This window comes from Mycobacterium sp. NGS11 (genome assembly GCF_059813315.1).
Window position 1 is genome coordinate 214,981 of record NZ_JCALEJ010000004.1, and the last position, 18,012, is coordinate 232,992.

At 64.2% G+C, this 18,012-nt stretch carries 20 protein-coding genes; 7 read left to right on the plus strand and 13 right to left on the minus strand.

From position 1 onward, the window contains the following. The first annotated feature begins 55 nt into the window (after positions 1 to 55). Together AC5Y4T_RS07815 and AC5Y4T_RS07820 are read left to right on the plus strand one after the other, a co-directional pair. Positions 56 to 811, plus strand: a complete 756-nt coding sequence (locus AC5Y4T_RS07815) for an enoyl-CoA hydratase/isomerase family protein (RefSeq protein ID WP_499952562.1) — start codon at positions 56 to 58, stop codon at positions 809 to 811. After that, positions 808 to 1,242 carry an Rv2576c family protein gene (locus AC5Y4T_RS07820; protein WP_499918640.1) on the plus strand — a complete coding sequence of 145 codons (435 nt, stop codon included), beginning with the start codon at positions 808 to 810 and terminating at the stop codon, positions 1,240 to 1,242. The genes AC5Y4T_RS07815 and AC5Y4T_RS07820 overlap by 4 nt, the downstream gene beginning before the upstream one ends. On the opposite strand, the gene AC5Y4T_RS07825 is transcribed toward AC5Y4T_RS07820, so the two are convergent. Beyond that, a complete protein-coding gene (locus tag AC5Y4T_RS07825; protein WP_499952563.1) occupies positions 1,158 to 1,877 on the minus strand; it encodes a TetR/AcrR family transcriptional regulator in 720 nt (239 codons plus the stop codon). The two genes, AC5Y4T_RS07820 and AC5Y4T_RS07825, sit on opposite strands and share 85 nt — an antisense overlap. 194 nt (positions 1,878 to 2,071) lie before the next feature. Here AC5Y4T_RS07825 and AC5Y4T_RS07830 point away from each other — a divergent pair, with 194 nt between their 5' ends. After that, positions 2,072 to 3,367 (plus strand): cytochrome P450, encoded by a 1,296-nt coding sequence (locus AC5Y4T_RS07830; protein ID WP_499918644.1) that lies wholly within the window; start codon positions 2,072 to 2,074, stop codon positions 3,365 to 3,367. Between the two features lie 20 nt (positions 3,368 to 3,387). Here AC5Y4T_RS07830 and AC5Y4T_RS07835 read toward each other — a convergent pair whose 3' ends face one another. Genes AC5Y4T_RS07835 through AC5Y4T_RS07850 form a run of 4 tightly spaced genes read right to left on the minus strand, consistent with a single transcriptional unit; the run spans position 3,388 to position 5,846 of the window. Continuing rightward, the gene (locus tag AC5Y4T_RS07835; protein ID WP_499918646.1) at positions 3,388 to 3,669 is read right to left on the minus strand and encodes a cytochrome C oxidase subunit IV family protein; all 282 of its coding nucleotides are present in this window, start codon (positions 3,667 to 3,669) and stop codon (positions 3,388 to 3,390) included. Between the two features lie 4 nt (positions 3,670 to 3,673). Further along, the gene (locus AC5Y4T_RS07840) at positions 3,674 to 4,252 is read right to left on the minus strand and encodes a cytochrome c oxidase subunit 3 family protein (protein WP_499952565.1); all 579 of its coding nucleotides are present in this window, start codon (positions 4,250 to 4,252) and stop codon (positions 3,674 to 3,676) included. Then, entirely contained in the window at positions 4,249 to 5,064 is an 816-nt protein-coding gene (locus tag AC5Y4T_RS07845; protein ID WP_499952567.1) for a hypothetical protein, read from the minus strand. Before AC5Y4T_RS07845 ends, AC5Y4T_RS07840 begins: the two co-directional genes overlap by 4 nt. Further along, positions 5,061 to 5,846 carry a hypothetical protein gene (locus AC5Y4T_RS07850; protein ID WP_499952569.1) on the minus strand — a complete coding sequence of 262 codons (786 nt, stop codon included), beginning with the start codon at positions 5,844 to 5,846 and terminating at the stop codon, positions 5,061 to 5,063. Before AC5Y4T_RS07850 ends, AC5Y4T_RS07845 begins: the two co-directional genes overlap by 4 nt. Positions 5,847 to 5,946: 100 nt before the next feature. Between AC5Y4T_RS07850 and AC5Y4T_RS07855 the strand changes: the two genes are divergently transcribed. After that, positions 5,947 to 6,549: a TetR/AcrR family transcriptional regulator gene (locus AC5Y4T_RS07855; protein ID WP_499918657.1), complete on the plus strand. Its 603-nt coding sequence runs from the start codon at positions 5,947 to 5,949 to the stop codon at positions 6,547 to 6,549. Positions 6,550 to 6,554: 5 nt separating this feature from the next. Here AC5Y4T_RS07855 and AC5Y4T_RS07860 read toward each other — a convergent pair whose 3' ends face one another. Then, positions 6,555 to 6,974, minus strand: a complete 420-nt coding sequence (locus tag AC5Y4T_RS07860; RefSeq protein ID WP_499918659.1) for a hypothetical protein — start codon at positions 6,972 to 6,974, stop codon at positions 6,555 to 6,557. Between the two features lie 183 nt (positions 6,975 to 7,157). On the opposite strand from AC5Y4T_RS07860, the gene AC5Y4T_RS07865 reads away from it, so the two are divergent. The 3 genes from AC5Y4T_RS07865 (at position 7,158) to AC5Y4T_RS07875 (ending at position 9,133) form a co-directional block, all read left to right on the plus strand. Beyond that, positions 7,158 to 7,877, plus strand: a complete 720-nt coding sequence (locus AC5Y4T_RS07865) for an Rv1363c family protein (protein ID WP_499952571.1) — start codon at positions 7,158 to 7,160, stop codon at positions 7,875 to 7,877. Beyond that, positions 7,874 to 8,479: an Rv1363c family protein gene (locus AC5Y4T_RS07870; RefSeq protein WP_499918663.1), complete on the plus strand. Its 606-nt coding sequence runs from the start codon at positions 7,874 to 7,876 to the stop codon at positions 8,477 to 8,479. Before AC5Y4T_RS07865 ends, AC5Y4T_RS07870 begins: the two co-directional genes overlap by 4 nt. A gap of 132 nt (positions 8,480 to 8,611) precedes the next feature. Further along, positions 8,612 to 9,133, plus strand: a complete 522-nt coding sequence (locus tag AC5Y4T_RS07875; protein WP_499952573.1) for an Rv2253/PknI dimerization domain-containing protein — start codon at positions 8,612 to 8,614, stop codon at positions 9,131 to 9,133. 56 nt (positions 9,134 to 9,189) lie between these two features. Here the strand turns inward: AC5Y4T_RS07875 and AC5Y4T_RS07880 are convergent, their stop codons facing one another. From AC5Y4T_RS07880 to AC5Y4T_RS07910, 7 genes are read right to left on the minus strand one after another with little or no spacing between them, the layout of a single operon-like run. Further along, positions 9,190 to 10,959, minus strand: a complete 1,770-nt coding sequence (locus tag AC5Y4T_RS07880; protein WP_499952575.1) for an MCE family protein — start codon at positions 10,957 to 10,959, stop codon at positions 9,190 to 9,192. Further along, a complete protein-coding gene (locus AC5Y4T_RS07885; RefSeq protein WP_499952577.1) occupies positions 10,960 to 12,330 on the minus strand; it encodes an MCE family protein in 1,371 nt (456 codons plus the stop codon). Next, positions 12,327 to 13,733: an MCE family protein gene (locus AC5Y4T_RS07890; protein ID WP_499952676.1), complete on the minus strand. Its 1,407-nt coding sequence runs from the start codon at positions 13,731 to 13,733 to the stop codon at positions 12,327 to 12,329. The genes AC5Y4T_RS07885 and AC5Y4T_RS07890 overlap by 4 nt, the downstream gene beginning before the upstream one ends. Before the next feature lie 17 nt (positions 13,734 to 13,750). After that, positions 13,751 to 14,869, minus strand: a complete 1,119-nt coding sequence (locus tag AC5Y4T_RS07895) for an MCE family protein (protein WP_499952578.1) — start codon at positions 14,867 to 14,869, stop codon at positions 13,751 to 13,753. Next, positions 14,869 to 15,891 carry an MCE family protein gene (locus AC5Y4T_RS07900; RefSeq protein ID WP_499918670.1) on the minus strand — a complete coding sequence of 341 codons (1,023 nt, stop codon included), beginning with the start codon at positions 15,889 to 15,891 and terminating at the stop codon, positions 14,869 to 14,871. Before AC5Y4T_RS07900 ends, AC5Y4T_RS07895 begins: the two co-directional genes overlap by 1 nt. Continuing rightward, positions 15,888 to 17,147: an MCE family protein gene (locus AC5Y4T_RS07905; RefSeq protein WP_499918673.1), complete on the minus strand. Its 1,260-nt coding sequence runs from the start codon at positions 17,145 to 17,147 to the stop codon at positions 15,888 to 15,890. The genes AC5Y4T_RS07900 and AC5Y4T_RS07905 overlap by 4 nt, the downstream gene beginning before the upstream one ends. 19 nt (positions 17,148 to 17,166) lie before the next feature. After that, complete coding sequence (locus AC5Y4T_RS07910) at positions 17,167 to 18,012, minus strand: MlaE family ABC transporter permease (RefSeq protein WP_499918677.1); 846 nt, start codon at positions 18,010 to 18,012, stop codon at positions 17,167 to 17,169.

The window sequence follows — 18,012 nt, forward strand, 5'->3', positions numbered from 1 at the left end:
TATTCTCGCGAAAAGAGAATGCCAATATCGTGTTGTTGTCGAGGAGCGAAAACGCATGGTGGATCTGGAGATCGACGCCGGGTTGGCGGTGGTCACCATCGATCGCCCGCAGGCCCGCAACGCCATCGGCCTGGACACCATGGACCAGCTGGAGAAGGCGCTCGATGCGGCGGAAGGCGCTCAAGCGCTGGTGATCAAGGGCGCCGGAGACAAAGCTTTCGTCTCCGGCGGTGACCTGAAGGAGTTGAGCGCGCTGCGGACCGAGGAGGACGCCGCAGCCATGGCGCGACGGATGCGGTCCATCTGCGATCAGCTGGCCGACTTCCCCGCCCCGGTGATCGCCGCGCTCAACGGCCACGCGTTCGGCGGCGGCGCCGAAGTCGCGGTCGCCGCCGACATCCGGATAGCCGCCGACGACGTCAAAATCGCCTTCAACCAAGTCCAGCTGGAGATCATGCCGGCCTGGGGCGGGGCCGAGCGGCTGGCTGCGCTGGTCGGAAAGAGCAGGGCGCTGCTGCTGGCCGGCTCGGGAACCGCCCTGAGCGCGTTCGACGCCGAGCGCATCGGCCTGGTCGACCAGGTCGTGCCCCGCGACGTCTTCGATTCGCCCGACGAGGGTTGGCGAGCCATCGCGAGGTCGCTGGCGCGCCACCCGGCAACCGAGATAAAGCGCGCAATCCGCGGAGTTTCCCCGGAGGAGGCGATAGCATCCTTCGCACGGCTGTGGGTTGCCGACCCGCACTGGCAAGCCGCAGAACGGGTGATGAACCGCAACAACAAACCGCGCCCGGCCGCCGGAGGAGCGTCATGACCACAACGAGGACAGCGATGGGCGTCGGCTCCATCGTGTCGTTGGCTTCGCTATTGGCGGTCGCGAGCGTGCTGGTGGGAAGCGGACGGGCGCATGCCGACCCGGTCATGCATCACGTCAGGTACACCGTTTCCGCGCAGAACCCGATCTATACGTCCATCTACTACCTGGACCACCAGCCGGAGAAATTCTCCGACTACAGCCACAACCCCTACTCGTTCACACCCCATGTGGACGTCGATCTCGCCCCGGGCAAGCCGTGGGGCTTCGATCTGGACATGTCGGACCCCGACCATTACGCGATGGTGGTGGCGAGCACCGGCACGGAGCCCGGCACGCCGGGACTTCACTGCGATCTGGCGGTAGACGGCGCGGTCGTCGTATCCAAGGATGGCCCCAAAGGCGTGCTCTGCTCGCTGCGGAACTGGTGAACAATCCAGGTATCCGGTACGCCCTCGATCGGCTGCGGTTCGCCTTCCAGGCGGCGCAAGTAGTTCTCCACCAATCCCAACGTCTCGGCGTGTCCGGCGGACATACCGATCGCCTGCTCGAGTACCAGGAACCGCGACAGGCTGCTCATCAGCACCGTCCACACCACCGGAGGGATGTCGATGTCCTGGCCTTCGTCTTGAATTCTGGAGCCGTAACGCTCCAGCGCGGTCGTCACCGCTTGGCGCTGCTCTTCGCGGAAACGCTCTGCATAGTAAGCGATTTCGGCCCGCATCTCCTTGCGATGATTGGCCAGCGCCATGAATTCCATCGAAATCCGGGTGAAGGCGGGGTCCGTGCCGAATCGCCAGAGCGCCCACAGCGGCTGCGGCGACTTCAGCATTTGCGCGTGCACTTCAAGCGCTTCTTCGGCCCGGCGACGGAACACTTCCAGGAACAGCTCTTCCATGGTGCGGAAGTAGTAGTGCACCAGCTGAGGCTTGAGCCCGGCCTTGTTCGCCAGGCGGCGGGACGTGACCGCGGCATAGCCCTCCTCGAGCATCAGCCGCTCGGCGGCATCGAGCAACAAGACGCGGTTTTTCGCGTCCGGCGCCCCGATTCTGCGGGCCGATGTCATGTGCCTGCTCCGTACTGTGTGCCATCCCGTGCCGACCACACGGATCGTATCGTGGCGCGCCGCCCTCAACCTTGACCCTGACATTACCGCCATGCTAAGCAGGTGCTCAGCACATTTTGGATCTCGAAATCGGGCGGCGGTACGGCTTGCCGCCGAATACCGCCGGTAAACCCAGCCCAGGGAGACGCATTCCGATGAGCACCTTCGACTCGATCGACTTCTTCACCGATCCGTCATTGGTCCCCGATCCGCACCCTTACTTCGACTACCTGCGCAGCCAAAACCCGGTGCTGCGCCTGCCGCACTACGGGGTGGTCGCCGTCACCGGCTACGACGAAGCCTGCGAGATCTACAAGGACCCGGACACCTTCTCCAACATCGTCGCCCTCGGCGGGCCCTTCCCGCCGCTGCCGTTCACGCCCGAAGGCGACGACATCAGCCCGCAGATCGATGCGCACCGCAGCTCGTTTCCGATGAACGAGCACATGGTCACCATGGACCCGCCCGACCACACGAAGGCCCGGTCGGTGCTCGCGAAGTTGCTGACCCCGAGCCGGCTGAAGCAGAACGAGGAGTTCATGTGGCGCCTCGCCGACCGCCAGCTCGACGAGTTCCTCGGCCTCGGTGAGTGCGAGTTCATCGCCGAATATTCCAAGCCGTTCGCCACTTTGGTGATCGCGGACCTGCTCGGCGTGCCGGAGGAGGACCACAGGGAATTCCGTAAGGTGTTGGGCGCCGATCGCCCCGAGGCGCGAGTGGGTGCCCTGGACCACGAGTCGGTGGGTATCAACCCGCTGGAGTGGCTCGACGACAAGTTCTGTCACTACATCGAGGATCGGCGCCGCGAGCCCCGCGGAGACGTGCTGAGCTTCCTGGCGGACGCGAAGTACCCGGACGGATCGACACCCCCGGTGATCGAGGTCGTCCGCTCGGCGACCTTCCTCTTCGCCGCGGGACAGGAGACCACCGCGAAGCTGCTCAGCGCCGCCCTGCAAGTTCTCGGCGACCGGCCCGATATCCAGCAGCAGTTGCGTGACGACCGCAGCCTGATTCCCGGGTTCATCGAGGAATCGCTACGGATGGACAGCCCCGTCAAGAGCGACTCGCGGCTGGCGCGCAAGGCGACCACCGTCGGAGGTGTCGACATCCCCGCGGGCACCGTGGTGATGATCCTGCCGGGCGCCGCCAACCGCGACCCGCGCCGGTTCGAGAACCCGCACGAATTCGACTTGCGCCGCAGGAACGTTCGCGAACACATGGCGTTCGCCCGCGGCGTGCACTCGTGCCCCGGCGGTCCGCTCGCCCGCGTCGAGGGGCGTGTCTCGATCGAGCGGATCCTGGACCGGATGCCGCACATCGAAATCAACGAAGCCCATCACGGGCCGGCCGCCGATCGTCGTTACACCTACGAGCCCACCTACATCCTGCGGGGCCTCAGCGAACTGCACCTGAGGTTCACCACCGCGGACGCGATCGCGCCGGTGGCCTAGGAACTCGCGACTGGCGAGCGCTAACGGATTTGCAGTCCGACGAAGTAGCTGCCGAGCAAGACGGCGGCGATCAGCACCACCCACGCGTCGGTAAGGCGGCAGAGCAGCACCGGCGCGTCGCGCACCTCCATGAATTCGCGAAAAATGATGCGCACCTTGATAAGTGCGATGACGATGACGCTCGACGTCACCACCGCGCTGGACTTCAGCAATCCGCCGGCGGAGTGATCTATCCACAGGTAAGCCAGCGTCAACGCGGCCAAGATCAGCCAGACGAACAGCAACCTCTTGTTGAATTTCACCCGCTCACCTCACCACGTAGAGCAGCGCGAAGATGAGCACCCACAGGAAATCGACGGTGTGCCAATACGTTGCGCCGGTTTCGACGATTTCCTGGGAGCGCCGCGCCGGACTCATGAGTTGGTAGACGACGACGCCCAGGACGACGAAGCCGATCAGCAGATGAACAAAGTGGATCCCGGTGAGGAAGAAGTAGTACATGAAGAAGTCGTTGCGGTCTATGCCATTTCCCGCTTGGACCAGCCGCGCCCACTCGAACACCTTGAAAAACAGGAATACGACGGCGAATCCTGCCGTGATGGCGGCATCACTGAGCGCCGCGCGGTAAGCGCCGGCGCGCGCCGACTGAACGCACCGCGCGACCGACCATGAGCTGAGCAACAAGACCAAAGTGTTGAAGACTCCGACGCGCAGGTCGAGATGCGCCTGCGAGTGCAGGAAGAGTTCGGGGTTGCGACCCCGTGCGAACAGGTAGAAGGCGAAATACCCGGTGAACACCAGGGTTTCGAACAGGACGAAGGCCCACATGTCGGGTTGGCCCGGTACGGCCCTAACCCGCGCGCTGTTTTCGGCGAGGTCCGTCATTGCGCAACCGCCGTCTTTCGCGGCAGGTCCGGCAGTGGTCCGGTACCGAAGTCTTCGCGCCGGATCATCTGGAACAGCATGACGATGAACGTGACCTGGTAGACCCCGAAGACGACCATGTCCAGCCACCACGCGATCTCGCCGTCCCACGCGAACACGCCACGCCGGAAGATCCAGCAGGGCGCCACGACCACCTCCGTCAGCGCGTTGCACAGGTTGAGATAGCCGAACCACTTGGGGAATACGCGATTCTTGTCGAGCAAGATCGCCACCATCCAGATCAGTGAGCCGATCAGGAACACCCCCATGGTTCCGTCGAAAGACAAGAAGGCGAAGTCATAGAGCCAACCGATCGCTTCGGGGTCGCGGTCCGGTCGCAGGGTGCCCACGATCAGCGCGATGTTGAGCAGCAGCATGCCCGGAACCGCGCTGAGTGAGTAGATGAGCAGATAGGAGTACGCGAACGCGCGGCTGACCGACATGCGGCGCATCGAGTACGCGATGAGTGCGTTGTTGACCGCGATCATGCCGCTGATGGCGAAGATGACCCCGAAGCCGACGGGTATGCCGAGGTGACGCTCGGAGAACCAGTGGGCCTGGGTCGCGAGGTCCCAGGTCGGCTCCGGCGGCGGCTGAACCTGCGCCACGATGAAGAACATCGGGAAGAAGAGGCCGTAGAACACCATGAGCACCCCCCACGCCAGCCACAGCTCACGCTTGGGGTCGCGGCTCAGGTGCCAACCGATTCGGTGGTGTAGGGGGCCGGCGGGCGGCGTGGCCGGGGACGTCGGCGGTGCGATCACCGCGCTCATGCGGTGACCAATCCCATTGGTTGACCGCGGGATTCGGCGCGCTCGCGATAGACGGCCCGCCCCAAGACGATGCCCATCACGACGATCCAGACCGCGATCGCGACGTTTTTCACCCAGAACGACAGCAGGCCGTCCCAGGCCAGCGGGCCCTTCAACGACACGCCGACGAACGCCGCCGGCACCAGCGCGGCCGCCACCAGAAGATTGAAGTAAGCCACCCACCGGTGGAACACCGGGCGGGACGGGTCGTCGAAATAGATTGCCAGGGCCAAGATTACGCACTGACCGATGAAGAACGGGACCAGGATGGTGAAGGTGATCCAGGCGAGGTCGTTGAGCAGCTGAGTCAGTTCCGGGCTGCGCTCCGGGCGAAAGGCGGCCAGCAGCCAGCAGACATCGGCGACGAGGAACAGCGTCGGGCCGCCGGCCGCGCACCCGAGCATGGCGTAGGAGAAGATCGGTGTCCGGTGCGCCATGCGGCGGATCTGCAGCACGATCAGCGCCAGTATCGGCACCAGACACACCCCGAACCAGTTGAACAAGATCATGCTGGAACGGATCTGCGGAATGTGCCCCGGATCGCGGTAGAAGGCGGCCACCTCCTCCGCCGGCATGGTGGGTGACATCGGCGGGTTGAATCCCGGGAACAGGAAGAAGGAGGCGATCCACAGGATCAGCGCCATTGGCAAGGTCCAGAGCAGGATCAGCTCGCCGTCGGTCCGCCGGTACGCGCTTCGGACAGATTGGCGACCGCCTGGGTCGTCCGCGCCGACGTCGGACATCGGTACTCCTTCCCATACGAGATCGCGGCCGGTACCCGGCTAGTGAGCGAAGCTAGCCGATCGGCTAGCCAGGGTCAATAGCGTCGTCTAGTCTCGGGGCGTGGGAACAGCACGGCAGCCGGTCGCCGCTGAGCAATTTTGGCTCATCGAGCACAGCCCGGCCCGGACGCGGGTACTCGACGCCGCGTTGGATCTGATCGCCACGCACGGTGTCAGCGGTACCTCACTGCAGATGATCGCCGATGCAGTCGGAATCACGAAAGCCGCTGTCTACCATCAATTTCGGACCAAAGAGCAGATCGTCATCGCCGTGACCGAGCGCGAACTCGGCCGGCTCGAGCCGGCGCTCGAGGAGGCCGAAGCATACGACGACGGTCCCCAAGCGCGCGATGCGTTACTAGTGCGCGTGGTCGAGATGGCCGTGCGTGACCGCCGGTTGGTGCGCACGCTGCAGTTCGACCCCGTCGTCGTCCGATTGCTGGCCGAGCACAAGCCGTTTCAACTTTTCATGGACCGTCTGTACCGGGTGCTGCTGAGCGATGCGGGTCTGGACGGGCGGATCGAGGCGGCCATGTTCTCCGGCGCGCTGAGCACCGCGGTCATGCATCCGCTGGTTGCCGACATCGACGACGACACGTTGCTCGAGCGGGTGACCGACTTGAGCCGGCGCCTGCTCGGCCTGCCCCGAAAATCCCGCGACTGACTCGGTTATGTGTCGGCGCGGACCCAGCTCGCTATGCCGTCGTGAGCGATACAGATCAGGAACAGGCCGTCGGGCGCCTGCGCGACGTAGTTCAAATAGTTCGGGCATTCGGCGTTTTCGTCCTTGACCCCCGCCATCGGAGGTGAGCGGAACCAGCGCGGCTGGTATCGCCGCGGCGAGCCGCAGAACATCAGCCGGCCGGGCTCCGAGGCGAAGGAAACGTAGCCGTCGGCGACACCGAACGCGTAGTAGCTGGTGTTGTCACACGGCGCGCCCAGAACCTGGTGCGGCATGATGCCGGGGGTGCAGGCGGGGTAGTCGCAGACAGTCGGCCCCGCCAAGGCTGGCGGCGCCGCCACCACACCGGCGCCGAGCAACGCAGCAACCAGGGCCACGATCGATCGCACCCGATAACTCTGCCACATCCGAAAAGAAAATTCTCCTGGTTGGAGAAGATCAACCCTGACTGCAAGGTCGGCGGCGCCGAGGCATCGAGCGCGACTACGTCGGGTGTCCCGACGGGCGAGCATTTCCGCATGTGAGAGCCGCAAGGGCAGCCGCCCCATGGCGCCTTTGAGCCCGCGCGGAAGTGATAAGCTCGCTCTCCGATGCACGATCCGGACGGGCCCGACGCCGACCTCTCGGAAGTGGACGCAGAAGACGAAGTTGCCGAGGCTGAAGCGCGCGCCGAGGCGGCTCGGGCACGCCTGGAAAGCCTGCGCGGAGCGGCCGAAACCGGGGATTCGGCCGACGATGCACATGATGCCGAGCACCGGCCCGCGGTGTCGATCCGGAAACGGCTACGGTTGCCGCGCCGTCCCAGGCGACCGCGATGGCTGCGGCGCCCAAAGCGGCGAACGGTAGCCGCCGGCATCGGCACCGTGCTCTTCTCCACTTCTCTGGGAGGGAGCGGCTACATGCTCTGGCAGCACCACATCGCGGTGCATAACCGCCAGCTCACCGCGGAGTTCAGTGCAGCTGCCCGGCAAGGGATCACGGCATTCATGTCGATTGACCCCGCTCATGCCAAAGAGGATGTCCAGCGCTCGATCGATGCCTCCACGGGCGACCAGAAGAACCAGCTGGCTGTGCTGTCGAGGCTGATCGTCAACAAGGCCGAGGAGACGAAGGTCGGCACCAGGGTCACCGTGGAAGCCGTCGCGGTCCAGTCGGTGAGCGACAATTCGGGAGTCGTGCTTGTGGCGGCGAAAACCGATCCCATTGGGCCCGATAACGCCAAACCGCCACCGGCCCTGTTTCGGCTCAGCGTCAATTTGGACCGCGACGGCGGCCAGCTCAAGATGTCGAAAGTTGATTTCCTGCGATGACTGTCGAAGATGGCTCCTCGCTGGGCGGCACCGAAAACGCGAGTGACGGCTCGACGATTCCAAGTGCCGACCAGGAGGGGCGGCCGGCGGCGATTCGCCGTCGGGCGCGCCGCTATTTGGCGCGGTGGCGTTCGATCGTCGCGACAACGTTGGTGATCGCCGCCATGGGAGTCGCTGCCGGCGTGTACTTCATCCTGTACCGGCCGGATCAGCAGGTTGGCGACGCCGCGGCGAACCGGGCAATACAGGCGGCGTCGAATGGTGCGGTGGCGGCGTTGTCGTATTCCTACGACCATTGGAATCGCGATTTCGACAACGCGAAGTCGCATCTCACCGGCGACTTCTTGGCCTATTACAGCAAATTCGCCGACGAAGTCATCGCGCCGACTGCGCAGAAGGGACAACTTACGGCGACGGCCAAGGTGATTCGGGCCGCAGTCTCGGAATTGCATCCCGATTCGGCCGTGGTGCTGGTATTCGTGGACCAGACCACCGCAAGCGCACAAAAGAAAGACCCCGAGACGACGCAGAGCAGTGTCCTGGTCACGCTGACCAAGGTCAACGGCTCTTGGCTGATCGCGAAATTCGACCCGTCCGGATGAGCGCGACAGATGTTGTCCTAACCATTATCTGGCGGGCTAAAGCGGTGTAACGTCATCGCTCGAGAACGTCGCAACCGACGGCGGAATAGGTGCCATAGGCACTCTCGGATTACGCGCTTCGAGGAGCACCTGATGCGTTCAGTCAGAACACTCACCACCGCAACGCTGTTGGCTGCCACCGCATTCGGCGGTTTGGGCACTGCACCCACAGCCCAGGCGATAACCAAGGAGGACGTGGCCATCAATGGGACGTTCCGTGCCACGTCCATTGGCGATTACGCCCAGAGAAATGACCAGTACTTCGGCGAGCCAACGGTCTATCAAGTATGGACCATCAGCTCGACTTGCGACTCGACCATAGAATGCCATGGCACGGTGACGAGCGACCAGGGATGGAGCGCGGCCCTATTCATGAAAGATGGCGAGATGTGGAAGGTGAGACGCGAAGTGCCGAACTGGGAGCGGTGCCAGGACGGTACCGCGTTTGCGGGGCAGCAGCAGTTCTTTTTCTACCCGGTGAACGACAATGGTGGATTCCAGATCGGGTCGCGGGTTTTCGCGGGCAAGGATAAGACAGTCGGCCCGAGCGGTGCCTGCGGGCAAAACCAGTGGCTCGATATCACGATGCCGTTGCGCCTGGATCAGCTCTCCTGACCGGGCCGTCCTAGCTTCATTGCCCCGCCCTCGGGCCGCTTCGTCTCCCGGCGAATTCAGGTGGGAAGCATGTCCTTCCACGTCCTGGGTGCTTTCGGAGCAACGAGATCCGACTGCTGGTACAACTTTCCGTCCGGACCGACGTAACGACCGGTGCGCGGATCGTACTTCGCCACCACGACCGACGGCGTTGGTTTAGATGCGTTGCCTCCGAACGAGCTTGGCGCAGCCTGAGGTCCTCCCCCGCCGGTCGTGTCGGCTGGTCCGGGATCGGGAGGAGAGGGCGGGGCTGGAAGCGGGACTGGAAGCGGGGCCGGCGCCGCGGGCGGCGGGGGAAGTTCTCCCGCCGCAGGAACGTCGAGTGGCGCTATGGGCGGAAGGTCCGCCGACATTCTCGACATCGGCGCCAGCGCGGGGGGTCCCGAAGACGGGACGGGGGGGACTGCGGCCCCGACCGTGCCCGGTGGCGGATTTTCTCCCCGCGGCCCCACAGGAGCGCCGCGCGGCACCGCCCCCGGCGGTAGCGGCGTACCCTCGACCGGGCCGAAGATCCTGTCATTGACGGTGATTCGGTCATCGGGCGGGACACCCTGGGCCAGCAGATTCGGGTCCAGCGGATAGGGGCCGAGGGTGTGCTGTCGCATCGCTAGCGGCATGTACGGCTTGTCGCTGTTGCAGATTTCGACGGTCGGTGCGCGCTTACCCGGGTGACCCATACAGGGATAGTTGCGGGCACCGCGAACCGCGATCGGTGAATCCTGCGGGAGTTTGCAATACAACCCGTCCGGTGTGTCGATGTCGGTGAGGTCGTCCGGTGATCGCCAGGTGTTGGGTGGCATGAAGCCGACCGTACAAATAGGTGGATCGTCGACCGTGGCCGCGAAGTCGCCGTAAGCCCTACCGTCGGGATGGTTTTCACCCTGCGCGGCCTGCTCGACAGCAACCCCCGACGGCAGCAACACCAGTAGCTGCTCGAGCGAAGGGTGGTAGGTGACGCCGATCTGCCCGATGGTGGTCAGGTTGGCAAGCAGCACCGGCAGCGTCGGTTTGATTTGTTCGAGAAGCCGCGACGCTTCGTTCGCGGCGTCAGGACCCTTCTCCAAGATGGCGCGGAAGTGGGAATCGTTGTCCACCAGCGTGTCCGAGATGCCAGCGAAGCTGTGTGCCCACTTCCTGATCGAATCGGTGGTGCTTGCCTGAGTGTCCAGCAGCGGCCCGGTGTCTTCGGTGAGGGCTCGGGTGCGATCGACGACGCTATTGGCGTCGCGGGACAAAGTCTTCGAGGAATCGAGCAGCGACCCCAGGTCGTAACCGGAGCCGTTGAAGCCCTGAAAGGACTCGTCGAGCAATTGACCGAGTTTGGTCTTCGGGATGCTTTGAACCAAGGCATTGACCTGTTCGAGCATTGGGGCGACCGGCTGCGGAATTGTCGTGTCTCGCACGGCGATAACCGAGCCGTCGTGCAGATAGGGCGGTGAATCGGTTTTGGGCTGCAAGTCCACGTACTGTTCACCCACCGCGGAAACGCTCAGCACCTTCGCCGTCAGATTCGCCGGGACCTTCGGTGAACTACTAAGCGAGAGTGTGGCTTTCGCGCCGGTCGGCGTCAGATCCACCGAGGTGACCTTGCCTTGCTGAACCCCGCGGTAGGTCACGTTGGAAAACCGGTACAGGCCGCCGGTGGCCGGCAACTCCAGCGTTACCGTCATCCGGCCGATGCCCAGCAGGGTCGGCGCTTGGATATAGAAGAGGACCATGGCGATCACGCCAATGATTCCGGCGATCGCGAACACCGCCAGCTGGATACGAACGAAGCGAGTCAGCATCTATCCACCCGCTCCTGTCGGCGGCGCCTCTGCGGGCGGCGCCGTCTGGCCAAGACCCGCGTCAGGCAGCGGGGCCGCGCCAGGCGGGGGACCGGGCAGCGGGGCCGCACCCGGAGGAGGTCCGGGCAGCGGGGCTGCGGCCGGAGCAGGCCCGGGCAACGGTCCATAATTCCCCGGTGCCGCAGCCGGTGGCGGGCCGGGCAGCGGAGCCGCACCCGGCGGTGGTGGGGGCAGCGGCAAGGCGTCGGGATCGATCCATGGTGGCCTCAGCGGGTTATGCAAAGGATCGAGTGTGTAATTCATGCGATACGGATCCCCGGGCACCGGTGGCACGGGCATATCCAGCTGCCCCCAGTGGGTTCCAAGCAACAAACCCTTCTTGAGCCGTGGAATCGTGAGGTCGAAGTCGAAATGCAGGTTGAAGAAGTCGCCTCGGACCGCGCGGTCGACGAAGTTCTGGGTGAACGGGAACACGGACGCCGCCGCGATGGCCGCGCCGAACTCCGGTCCGACGTCGGCGAGCGCCTTGATGGTCGGCTCCAGATTTTTGAGGTTCGTGACCAGGTCGGCCTGGGAGTCGTTGATCAGCCGGGTGGCGGTGTTGCTGAACACCCGAAGATGATCCAGGGCGGCCGTCAGACGCGGCCGCTCCTTGATCAACACCTCGAGCGCCGGCGGTATCTTGCGCAGCGCGTCGGTGACGACGTCGCGTTGGTCGGCGAACGTGGCCGACAGCCGATTCAGCGCCTGGATGGAGGCGACGATGTTGTCCCGCTGGTCATCCAGTGTCCCCACGAACGTGTCCAGGCGGGTGATCAGATCACGCACGGCACCCTCGTGCCCGGACAGGGCGGCCGAGAAATTGTGGATGACCTCTCCGATCTGGCCCAATCCCCCGCCGTTGACGACCGCGCCGAGCGACGACAGCGTCTGCTCTGTCGACGGGTAGGCCGATGATCGGCTCAGCGGGATGGTGGCGCCCGGCTGCAGCCGTCCGGCTCCCGATTGCCCGGGCGGCGTATTGAGCTCCACATGCATCGAGCCCAGCAGGCTGGTCTGACCGACGGTCGCTACCACGTTGGCCGGGACCACCACGTCGCGTTTGACCGAGATCTCGACGTCCGCGTGCCAGCCTTGCACCCGCATCGTGCCGACACTGCCGACGACGACGTCATCGATCAGCACCGGCGAATTCGACTCCATCGTCCCGACATTCGGAAGTTCGACGTGGTAGATGGTGGCCCCTGGCCCACGTCCGACCGCGCCGGGCAGCGGTAGTGAATTCAGGCCGTGGAATGCGCATCCCGTCGTCATCAACATCACGCAACAGCCGACGGTGAACACCCGCCTAGCGATCACCCGGGCGATCATTGTTGGGGGCCTCCGTCTGGCAGCAGCATGCCCGACACGGTCGGCCCGGGTGGCGGTGACATCGGTGTCGACGGTGGCGGCGGCAGCGGCATCGCCGCACCCGGTATCCGCTCCGGCGGCACCGCCCCTGGCGGTCCCACCGGATCACCCGGCAGACCGGTGTAGGCCGACACTTCGGGCGGGATCTCGGGTGGTCCGGGCTTCGGGCCCTCGCCGCCGGGCGCCAGGCGCGGCTCGGTGTAGAGAACCCGGCCCGGGTCAATCGATTTGGCGATGATCGGGTTGATGGGAATCGGCGAGTTATTGAAGTTGGTCTGCCGCAAGCCGGGACCGAGGAACAGGGAGCACAGCTTGCCCGATTCGACCGCGGTGATGTTCTCGACAGCGCCGATTTGCGTGCAGCCCGGTACGGACAGCAGAACCTGCCCGCCCCAGGTGGGATTCGCCATGTTCATCAGCCCGAACCCACCCACGATCGTTCCGGTGTCGGCGTTGTAGTCGTTGAAGAAGTTGCCGAAAGCGTTCGGCGCCGCGTGCAGAATGTTTTCCAGGGCCATGTGGTGATCGACCAGGTTCTGCGTGACATCGGCCAACCGGGCGATCTGCTCGCTGGTCTGGTTGCGGGTTCCGGCGATGAATCGCCGCACCTCACCGACCGCCGTCGACAGGTCGGTCAGTGCCGCATCCAGGTCGGATTTGCTGTCATTGACCACGCTGGTGAGCGTGGCCAGCCGGTCATTGAACTGCACGAGTTGCACGTTGCTGTCGCGCAGCGCGGCGACGAACGTCTGCAGGTTTTTGATGATATCGACGATGTTGCCGCTGCCGTTGGCCAAGATCCGGCCCACGCCTGACAATTGACCGAGCGTTTGGCGCAGCTTGTCGCCGTTGCCGTCCAGCGCATTGGCGGCACTGTCGATGAACCGCCCCACGGATGTGCCCGATACCCCGCTCTTGGGTCCCAGATCCGTTGCCAGCCGCATCAACTGCGTTTTGACCTCGTCCCACTCGACTGGGACCGCGGTGCGTTCGACCGGTATGACTGCCCCATCGTGCATGACCGGGCCACTGTCGCGGTAGGCCGGTGAGAGCTGGACGTAGCGCGCGGCCACCAGATTCGGGGCGACGATAACCGCCTTTGCGTCCGCCGGAATGGGCACGTCGCGGTCGACCTTGAGGACCATCTTGGCCTGAGTGCCTTGCGGCTGAATGGATTTGATGCTGCCGACTTTGACGCCCGAAACCCGCACCTCGTCATGGGGATAGATCGCGGTGGCGGTGGTGAAGTAAGCGGTGATGGTCCGTGGGCCGAAGAACGTGTTACGGATGACCACGGCGGCGCCGGCAACGATGAGTCCGACGAGCACGACAGCCGTCACGGCCGCCACCCGCTTGCGCGGCATCCGGGAGATCCGGGAGGTCACTGTGATCCTCCGATCCGTCCGCCCAAGGTGCAACCAGGGCACTGTGGAATCAAGTTGTATGGCCAAGGGGTCAGTGCCCGAGGTACCGGCGATGGGTATCCGGGTCCCTTTGAAGTATCGAAGGTCCGGAATCCCCACAGGTAGTCGACCAGCTCTTGGAAGAGTTGCGGGACAAGGAAGTTCGGGGCGAACGCCTGGTAGGCGTACATGCCGGAAATGGCCTCACCGACGGTGATCTGGAATTTGGCGAGACCCGGCAGCGCTTTGCCGATGTTGTCGCGGTTCTTCTCCAACACCCCGAGAACCCGGTTCAGCCGCTCCAGCGTCGGTGCCAATGTGCTTTCGTTGTCGTGCACCAACGCCGTCAGCTGCTTGGCCACCACCGACGTGTTGGCCAGCAGGTCCACGATCTCTTGCCGGCGCGCGACCAGCACTTGCAACAGCGAATCGGAATTCAGGATGAGCTTGTTGACCTGCATGCTGCGTTCGGAGAGTATCCCGGTGACATCGCCGGCGCTCTTGAACAACTCGCCCAGGTTCTTGTTGCGGCTGTTGAGGGTTCGCGATAACCGAGTGAGCGCGTCGAAGGCCGGCCCCATCTGGGGCGCGATCTGATCAAGCGTCGCAGCCAGAGTGTCCAACGACTGATTCAGCGCCGTGGTGTTGGTGCCGGCCGTGTCCGACGTCAGGTCACTGACCGCCTCGGTCAACGAATACGGCGAGGACGTGCGCGAGACGGGGATCAGAGCCATCGGATGCATGGTGCCGCTGCCGGCGGACTCCACCGTCAGCATTCGCTCGCCCAGCAGGGTGCCGGTGCGGATGTGCGCGGAAGTCTCCGAGCCGAGCAGGATGTTGCCCTTCATCGCGAACGTCACCAGCGCATCGCCGTGGCGCAGCTTCACATCCGAGACCGTGCCGACCTTCATCCCCGACACGATCACCGGGTTGCCGGTCGCGAGACCGCCGGCTTCGGTGAACAGCGCCTGGTACCTGACCATCGTCGCCCATTGGGTGAAGCGGTCGGGCGACAGGCCCACCAGGATGACCATCACCGCCAGGACGACGCCGATCAGTCCTGCCTTGACGAGCCCAGCTCCGCGATACTTCAGCATTAGGGTTCCGAGCACCTTCCTGCTTCTGACCTAAAGATATTGGCGCGCACGGTCTTACCCGAAAGATCCGTACCGCGGAGCCCGAACTGGCAGAGGTAGTACGGAATGGTGGCGCCGTTCACGCCGAGCCGGACCAGCTTGCGGTAGTTCTGTGGCGCCTTGCCGAGTACGGCGTCGAGGCGGTCCCTGTCGCCATCGAGTATCGGCGCCAGCCGATTCAACTGCGCTATGGTGCCGGACAGCGGCGGTCGTGCCTCGGCCAGCAGGTCCGCCAGCGAGGCGGTTCCCTTGTCCAGGGCGTCGATGGCAGACCCGATCGTGTCGCGATCATTCGACAAGCCGCTGACAAGCTGCTCGAGGCGATCGATCGCGCCGGAGAACTGCTTGCCGTCCTTCGAAACCGTGCCGATCACGATGTTGAGATTGTCGATCAGTTGCTGGACGGTTTGATCGTTGTCGGCCAAGGCGTTCGAAAACGAAGTCGTCTTGGCGAACAGCGAGTCGAGGGTCCCCCCCTGGCCCTGGAAGACTTGCAACAGTCCTGAGGTCAGCGCGTTGACATCGCGCGGATTCAGGCCCTGGGTGACGGGTTTGAGTCCGCCGAGCAGCAGATCGAGGTCGAGCGCCGGCGCGGTGCGGCTAACCGGAATCTGACCGCCTGCCGGCAGATGCTTGGTCGAGCCCGGACCATCGACGAGTTCGAGGTAGCGATCGCCCACCAGGTTGAGGTAGCGGACCGCTGCCCGGGAGCCCTCGGTGAGGACGACGTTGCGGTCGACGTCGAAGTTCACCACAACCTTCTTGTCCGGCTGCAGCGAAACGCCGTTGACCGTGCCCACCCGGATGCCGGCGACCCTTACCGACTGCCCCGTCTTCAGACGCGACACGTCGGTGAACACGGCCGAATATTTGTTCGTCGAACCCGTCCGATACTGGCCGAAGATGAAGAAAAGGAAGGCGGTAAGCATCGCCATCACGACCGCAAAGATCGCGAACTTGATCAGCGTGGCGCGCGTCCTCATCCGGGTTGTCCGATCTGAGCGGAATTTCGTGGCGGACCGGCAATTGGCCCGTACAACAGCTGTTTGAGGAGATCAGAGTTGAGCAACAGCTGCGGGTTTCCGTAGTTCACCGGGTCCGCGCCGATATCGGCAATCAATTGGGGTGGGCTCGTATTGAACGGCAGCGGCAGACCCACGCACTGCGGGCCGCCCGTCGCCGCGACCTTGGGCAGGTTCGTCGGATACCGATAACGTTCGGCGCCCCACGTGAGGCTCGCCGAGATGTTGATGCTCGGTTCCGACAACGGCGCCCCGTGCGATATGCGTACGAGTCCGGTGAAAGCGCAGGTGAGCGCGGGGTTGTACTCATTTAGCAGGTCGGTGGTCGGCACCAGCAGATGCAACACATTCGTCAGCGGTTGGCGGTTCGTCGACAACACCTCGTTGCCGATGTCGGCCAAACCGATCGCGCTGATCAGCAACGCGTCCAGGTTGTGCTGTTCCTCGACAATCGTCTTGCTGATCCGGGTGGCGTTGGCCGCGGTCTTCACCAGGTCCGGTGCCGCGTCGGCATAGGCGTTGGACACCGCGGGTAAGACCGTGAGGTCATGCCTCAATGCGGGAAGGCTCGGCTCCCACTTCGCAAGAAAAGAATCCAGGTCGCTCAGGGACTGGCCGAGCTGTGGGCCCCGCCCGCTGAACGCTTGCGCCAGCGCACCCAGTGACTCGTTGAGCTTCGGCGGGTCGATGTGCGACAGGACCGACACGAGTTCCTGGAAAACCGTGTTGATTTCGACCATGACGTGCTGGCCTCGTAGCGTCTGGCCGGCGCGTAGCCGCTGGGCCGAGGGCTGTTCGGGTGGCACCAGCTCGACGGACTTCGCGCCGAAGACCGTCGAGGATGCGATGTTCACGAGCACGTTGCTGGGGATGAAACGCATCTGCGACGGGTCCATCGCCAAGTGAATGGCCGCTTGGCCGTTGGGCAGCGATTGGATCGAGTCGACCTTGCCCACCTGCACGCCACGCAGCTTGACCTTGGCGTCCGGGTTCATCACCAGACCGGCTCGTTGCGAGATCACGGTCACCGGCACGGTTTCGGTGAACGAACCCTGAAACAGACCCACCGCCACGGCGAAAATCAAGCCGATGATGAGGACGGTCGCCAATCCGAGCAAGGGCGGCAGGTAATTCCGTCCGGCCGGTGGCCGCGCATGGCCGGTGCGCGGGGGCCGGCCGGCGACCGCGCCGCGACCCGCTGGCACACTCTGCGTCACTACCGTTCCACCTCCTTTGCTAACCGGACAGGTTGAAGTTGCCGTTCGTACCGTAGATAGACAGCGAGACCAGCAGCGTTACCGACACCACGACGATGAGCGAGGTGCGTACCGCATTGCCGGTCGCGTTACCGACACCGGCGGGCCCACCCGAAGCGAAATAGCCGTAGTAGGTATGGATCAACAGGATGGTGAGCGCCATCAAAATGGCCTGCAGAAATGACCACAACAAGTCGATCGGGTTCAGGAACGTGTTGAAGTAGTGCTGGTACAAACCCTGCGACTGTCCGAGCAAGAACGTCGTGGTGAACTGGCTGGCCACAAACGACAGGATCACGGCGATGCTGTACAGCGGCGTGATAGCCATCATTCCGGCCAGGATCCTGGTGCTGACCAAGTAGGCGATCGGGCGAATGGCCATGCTTTCCAACGCATCGACTTCTTCGTTGATCCGCATGGCACCCAGCTGGGCCGTCACCCCGGCGCCGAAGGTGGCCGCCAGGCCGATACCGGCGACGACCGGTGCCGCGATGCGCACATTGATGAACGCGGACAGAAAGCCGGTTAGCGCCTCGATGCCGATATTGCCCAGCGAGGTGTAACCCTGAATGGCCAGGGTGCCGCCCGCCGCGAGGGTCAGGAACCCGACGATCACGACGGTTCCGCCGATCATCGCCAATGTGCCCGCGCCCATGCTGATCTCGGCGATCAGTCGAACGACTTCGCGGGTGTAATGCCTGGCCGCGAAGGGGACCCCGGCGAGCGCCTTGCCGTAAAACAGGGTGTGGTCGCCGATCCGCCCCATCAAGGCGACCGGACGCTCGAGTTGGCGAGTCAATCGCGGATATGCAGCCCTCAGCGCCAT

Bases quoted from the DNA above. Each gene is read 5' to 3' on its own strand.
- AC5Y4T_RS07815 (WP_499952562.1), top strand. From the start codon at position 56: ATGGTGGATCTGGAGATCGACGCCGGGTTGGCGGTGGTCACCATCGAT.
- AC5Y4T_RS07820 (WP_499918640.1), top strand. From the start codon at position 808: ATGACCACAACGAGGACAGCGATGGGCGTCGGCTCCATCGTGTCGTTG.
- AC5Y4T_RS07825 (WP_499952563.1), bottom strand. From the start codon at position 1,877: ATGACATCGGCCCGCAGAATCGGGGCGCCGGACGCGAAAAACCGCGTC.
- AC5Y4T_RS07830 (WP_499918644.1), top strand. From the start codon at position 2,072: ATGAGCACCTTCGACTCGATCGACTTCTTCACCGATCCGTCATTGGTC.
- AC5Y4T_RS07840 (WP_499952565.1), bottom strand. From the start codon at position 4,252: ATGACGGACCTCGCCGAAAACAGCGCGCGGGTTAGGGCCGTACCGGGC.
- AC5Y4T_RS07845 (WP_499952567.1), bottom strand. From the start codon at position 5,064: ATGAGCGCGGTGATCGCACCGCCGACGTCCCCGGCCACGCCGCCCGCC.
- AC5Y4T_RS07850 (WP_499952569.1), bottom strand. From the start codon at position 5,846: ATGTCCGACGTCGGCGCGGACGACCCAGGCGGTCGCCAATCTGTCCGA.
- AC5Y4T_RS07860 (WP_499918659.1), bottom strand. From the start codon at position 6,974: ATGTGGCAGAGTTATCGGGTGCGATCGATCGTGGCCCTGGTTGCTGCG.
- AC5Y4T_RS07865 (WP_499952571.1), top strand. From the start codon at position 7,158: ATGCACGATCCGGACGGGCCCGACGCCGACCTCTCGGAAGTGGACGCA.
- AC5Y4T_RS07870 (WP_499918663.1), top strand. From the start codon at position 7,874: ATGACTGTCGAAGATGGCTCCTCGCTGGGCGGCACCGAAAACGCGAGT.
- AC5Y4T_RS07875 (WP_499952573.1), top strand. From the start codon at position 8,612: ATGCGTTCAGTCAGAACACTCACCACCGCAACGCTGTTGGCTGCCACC.
- AC5Y4T_RS07880 (WP_499952575.1), bottom strand. From the start codon at position 10,959: ATGCTGACTCGCTTCGTTCGTATCCAGCTGGCGGTGTTCGCGATCGCC.
- AC5Y4T_RS07885 (WP_499952577.1), bottom strand. From the start codon at position 12,330: ATGATCGCCCGGGTGATCGCTAGGCGGGTGTTCACCGTCGGCTGTTGC.
- AC5Y4T_RS07890 (WP_499952676.1), bottom strand. From the start codon at position 13,733: ATGCCGCGCAAGCGGGTGGCGGCCGTGACGGCTGTCGTGCTCGTCGGA.
- AC5Y4T_RS07895 (WP_499952578.1), bottom strand. From the start codon at position 14,869: ATGCTGAAGTATCGCGGAGCTGGGCTCGTCAAGGCAGGACTGATCGGC.
- AC5Y4T_RS07900 (WP_499918670.1), bottom strand. From the start codon at position 15,891: ATGAGGACGCGCGCCACGCTGATCAAGTTCGCGATCTTTGCGGTCGTG.
- AC5Y4T_RS07910 (WP_499918677.1), bottom strand. From the start codon at position 18,012: ATGGCGCTGAGGGCTGCATATCCGCGATTGACTCGCCAACTCGAGCGT.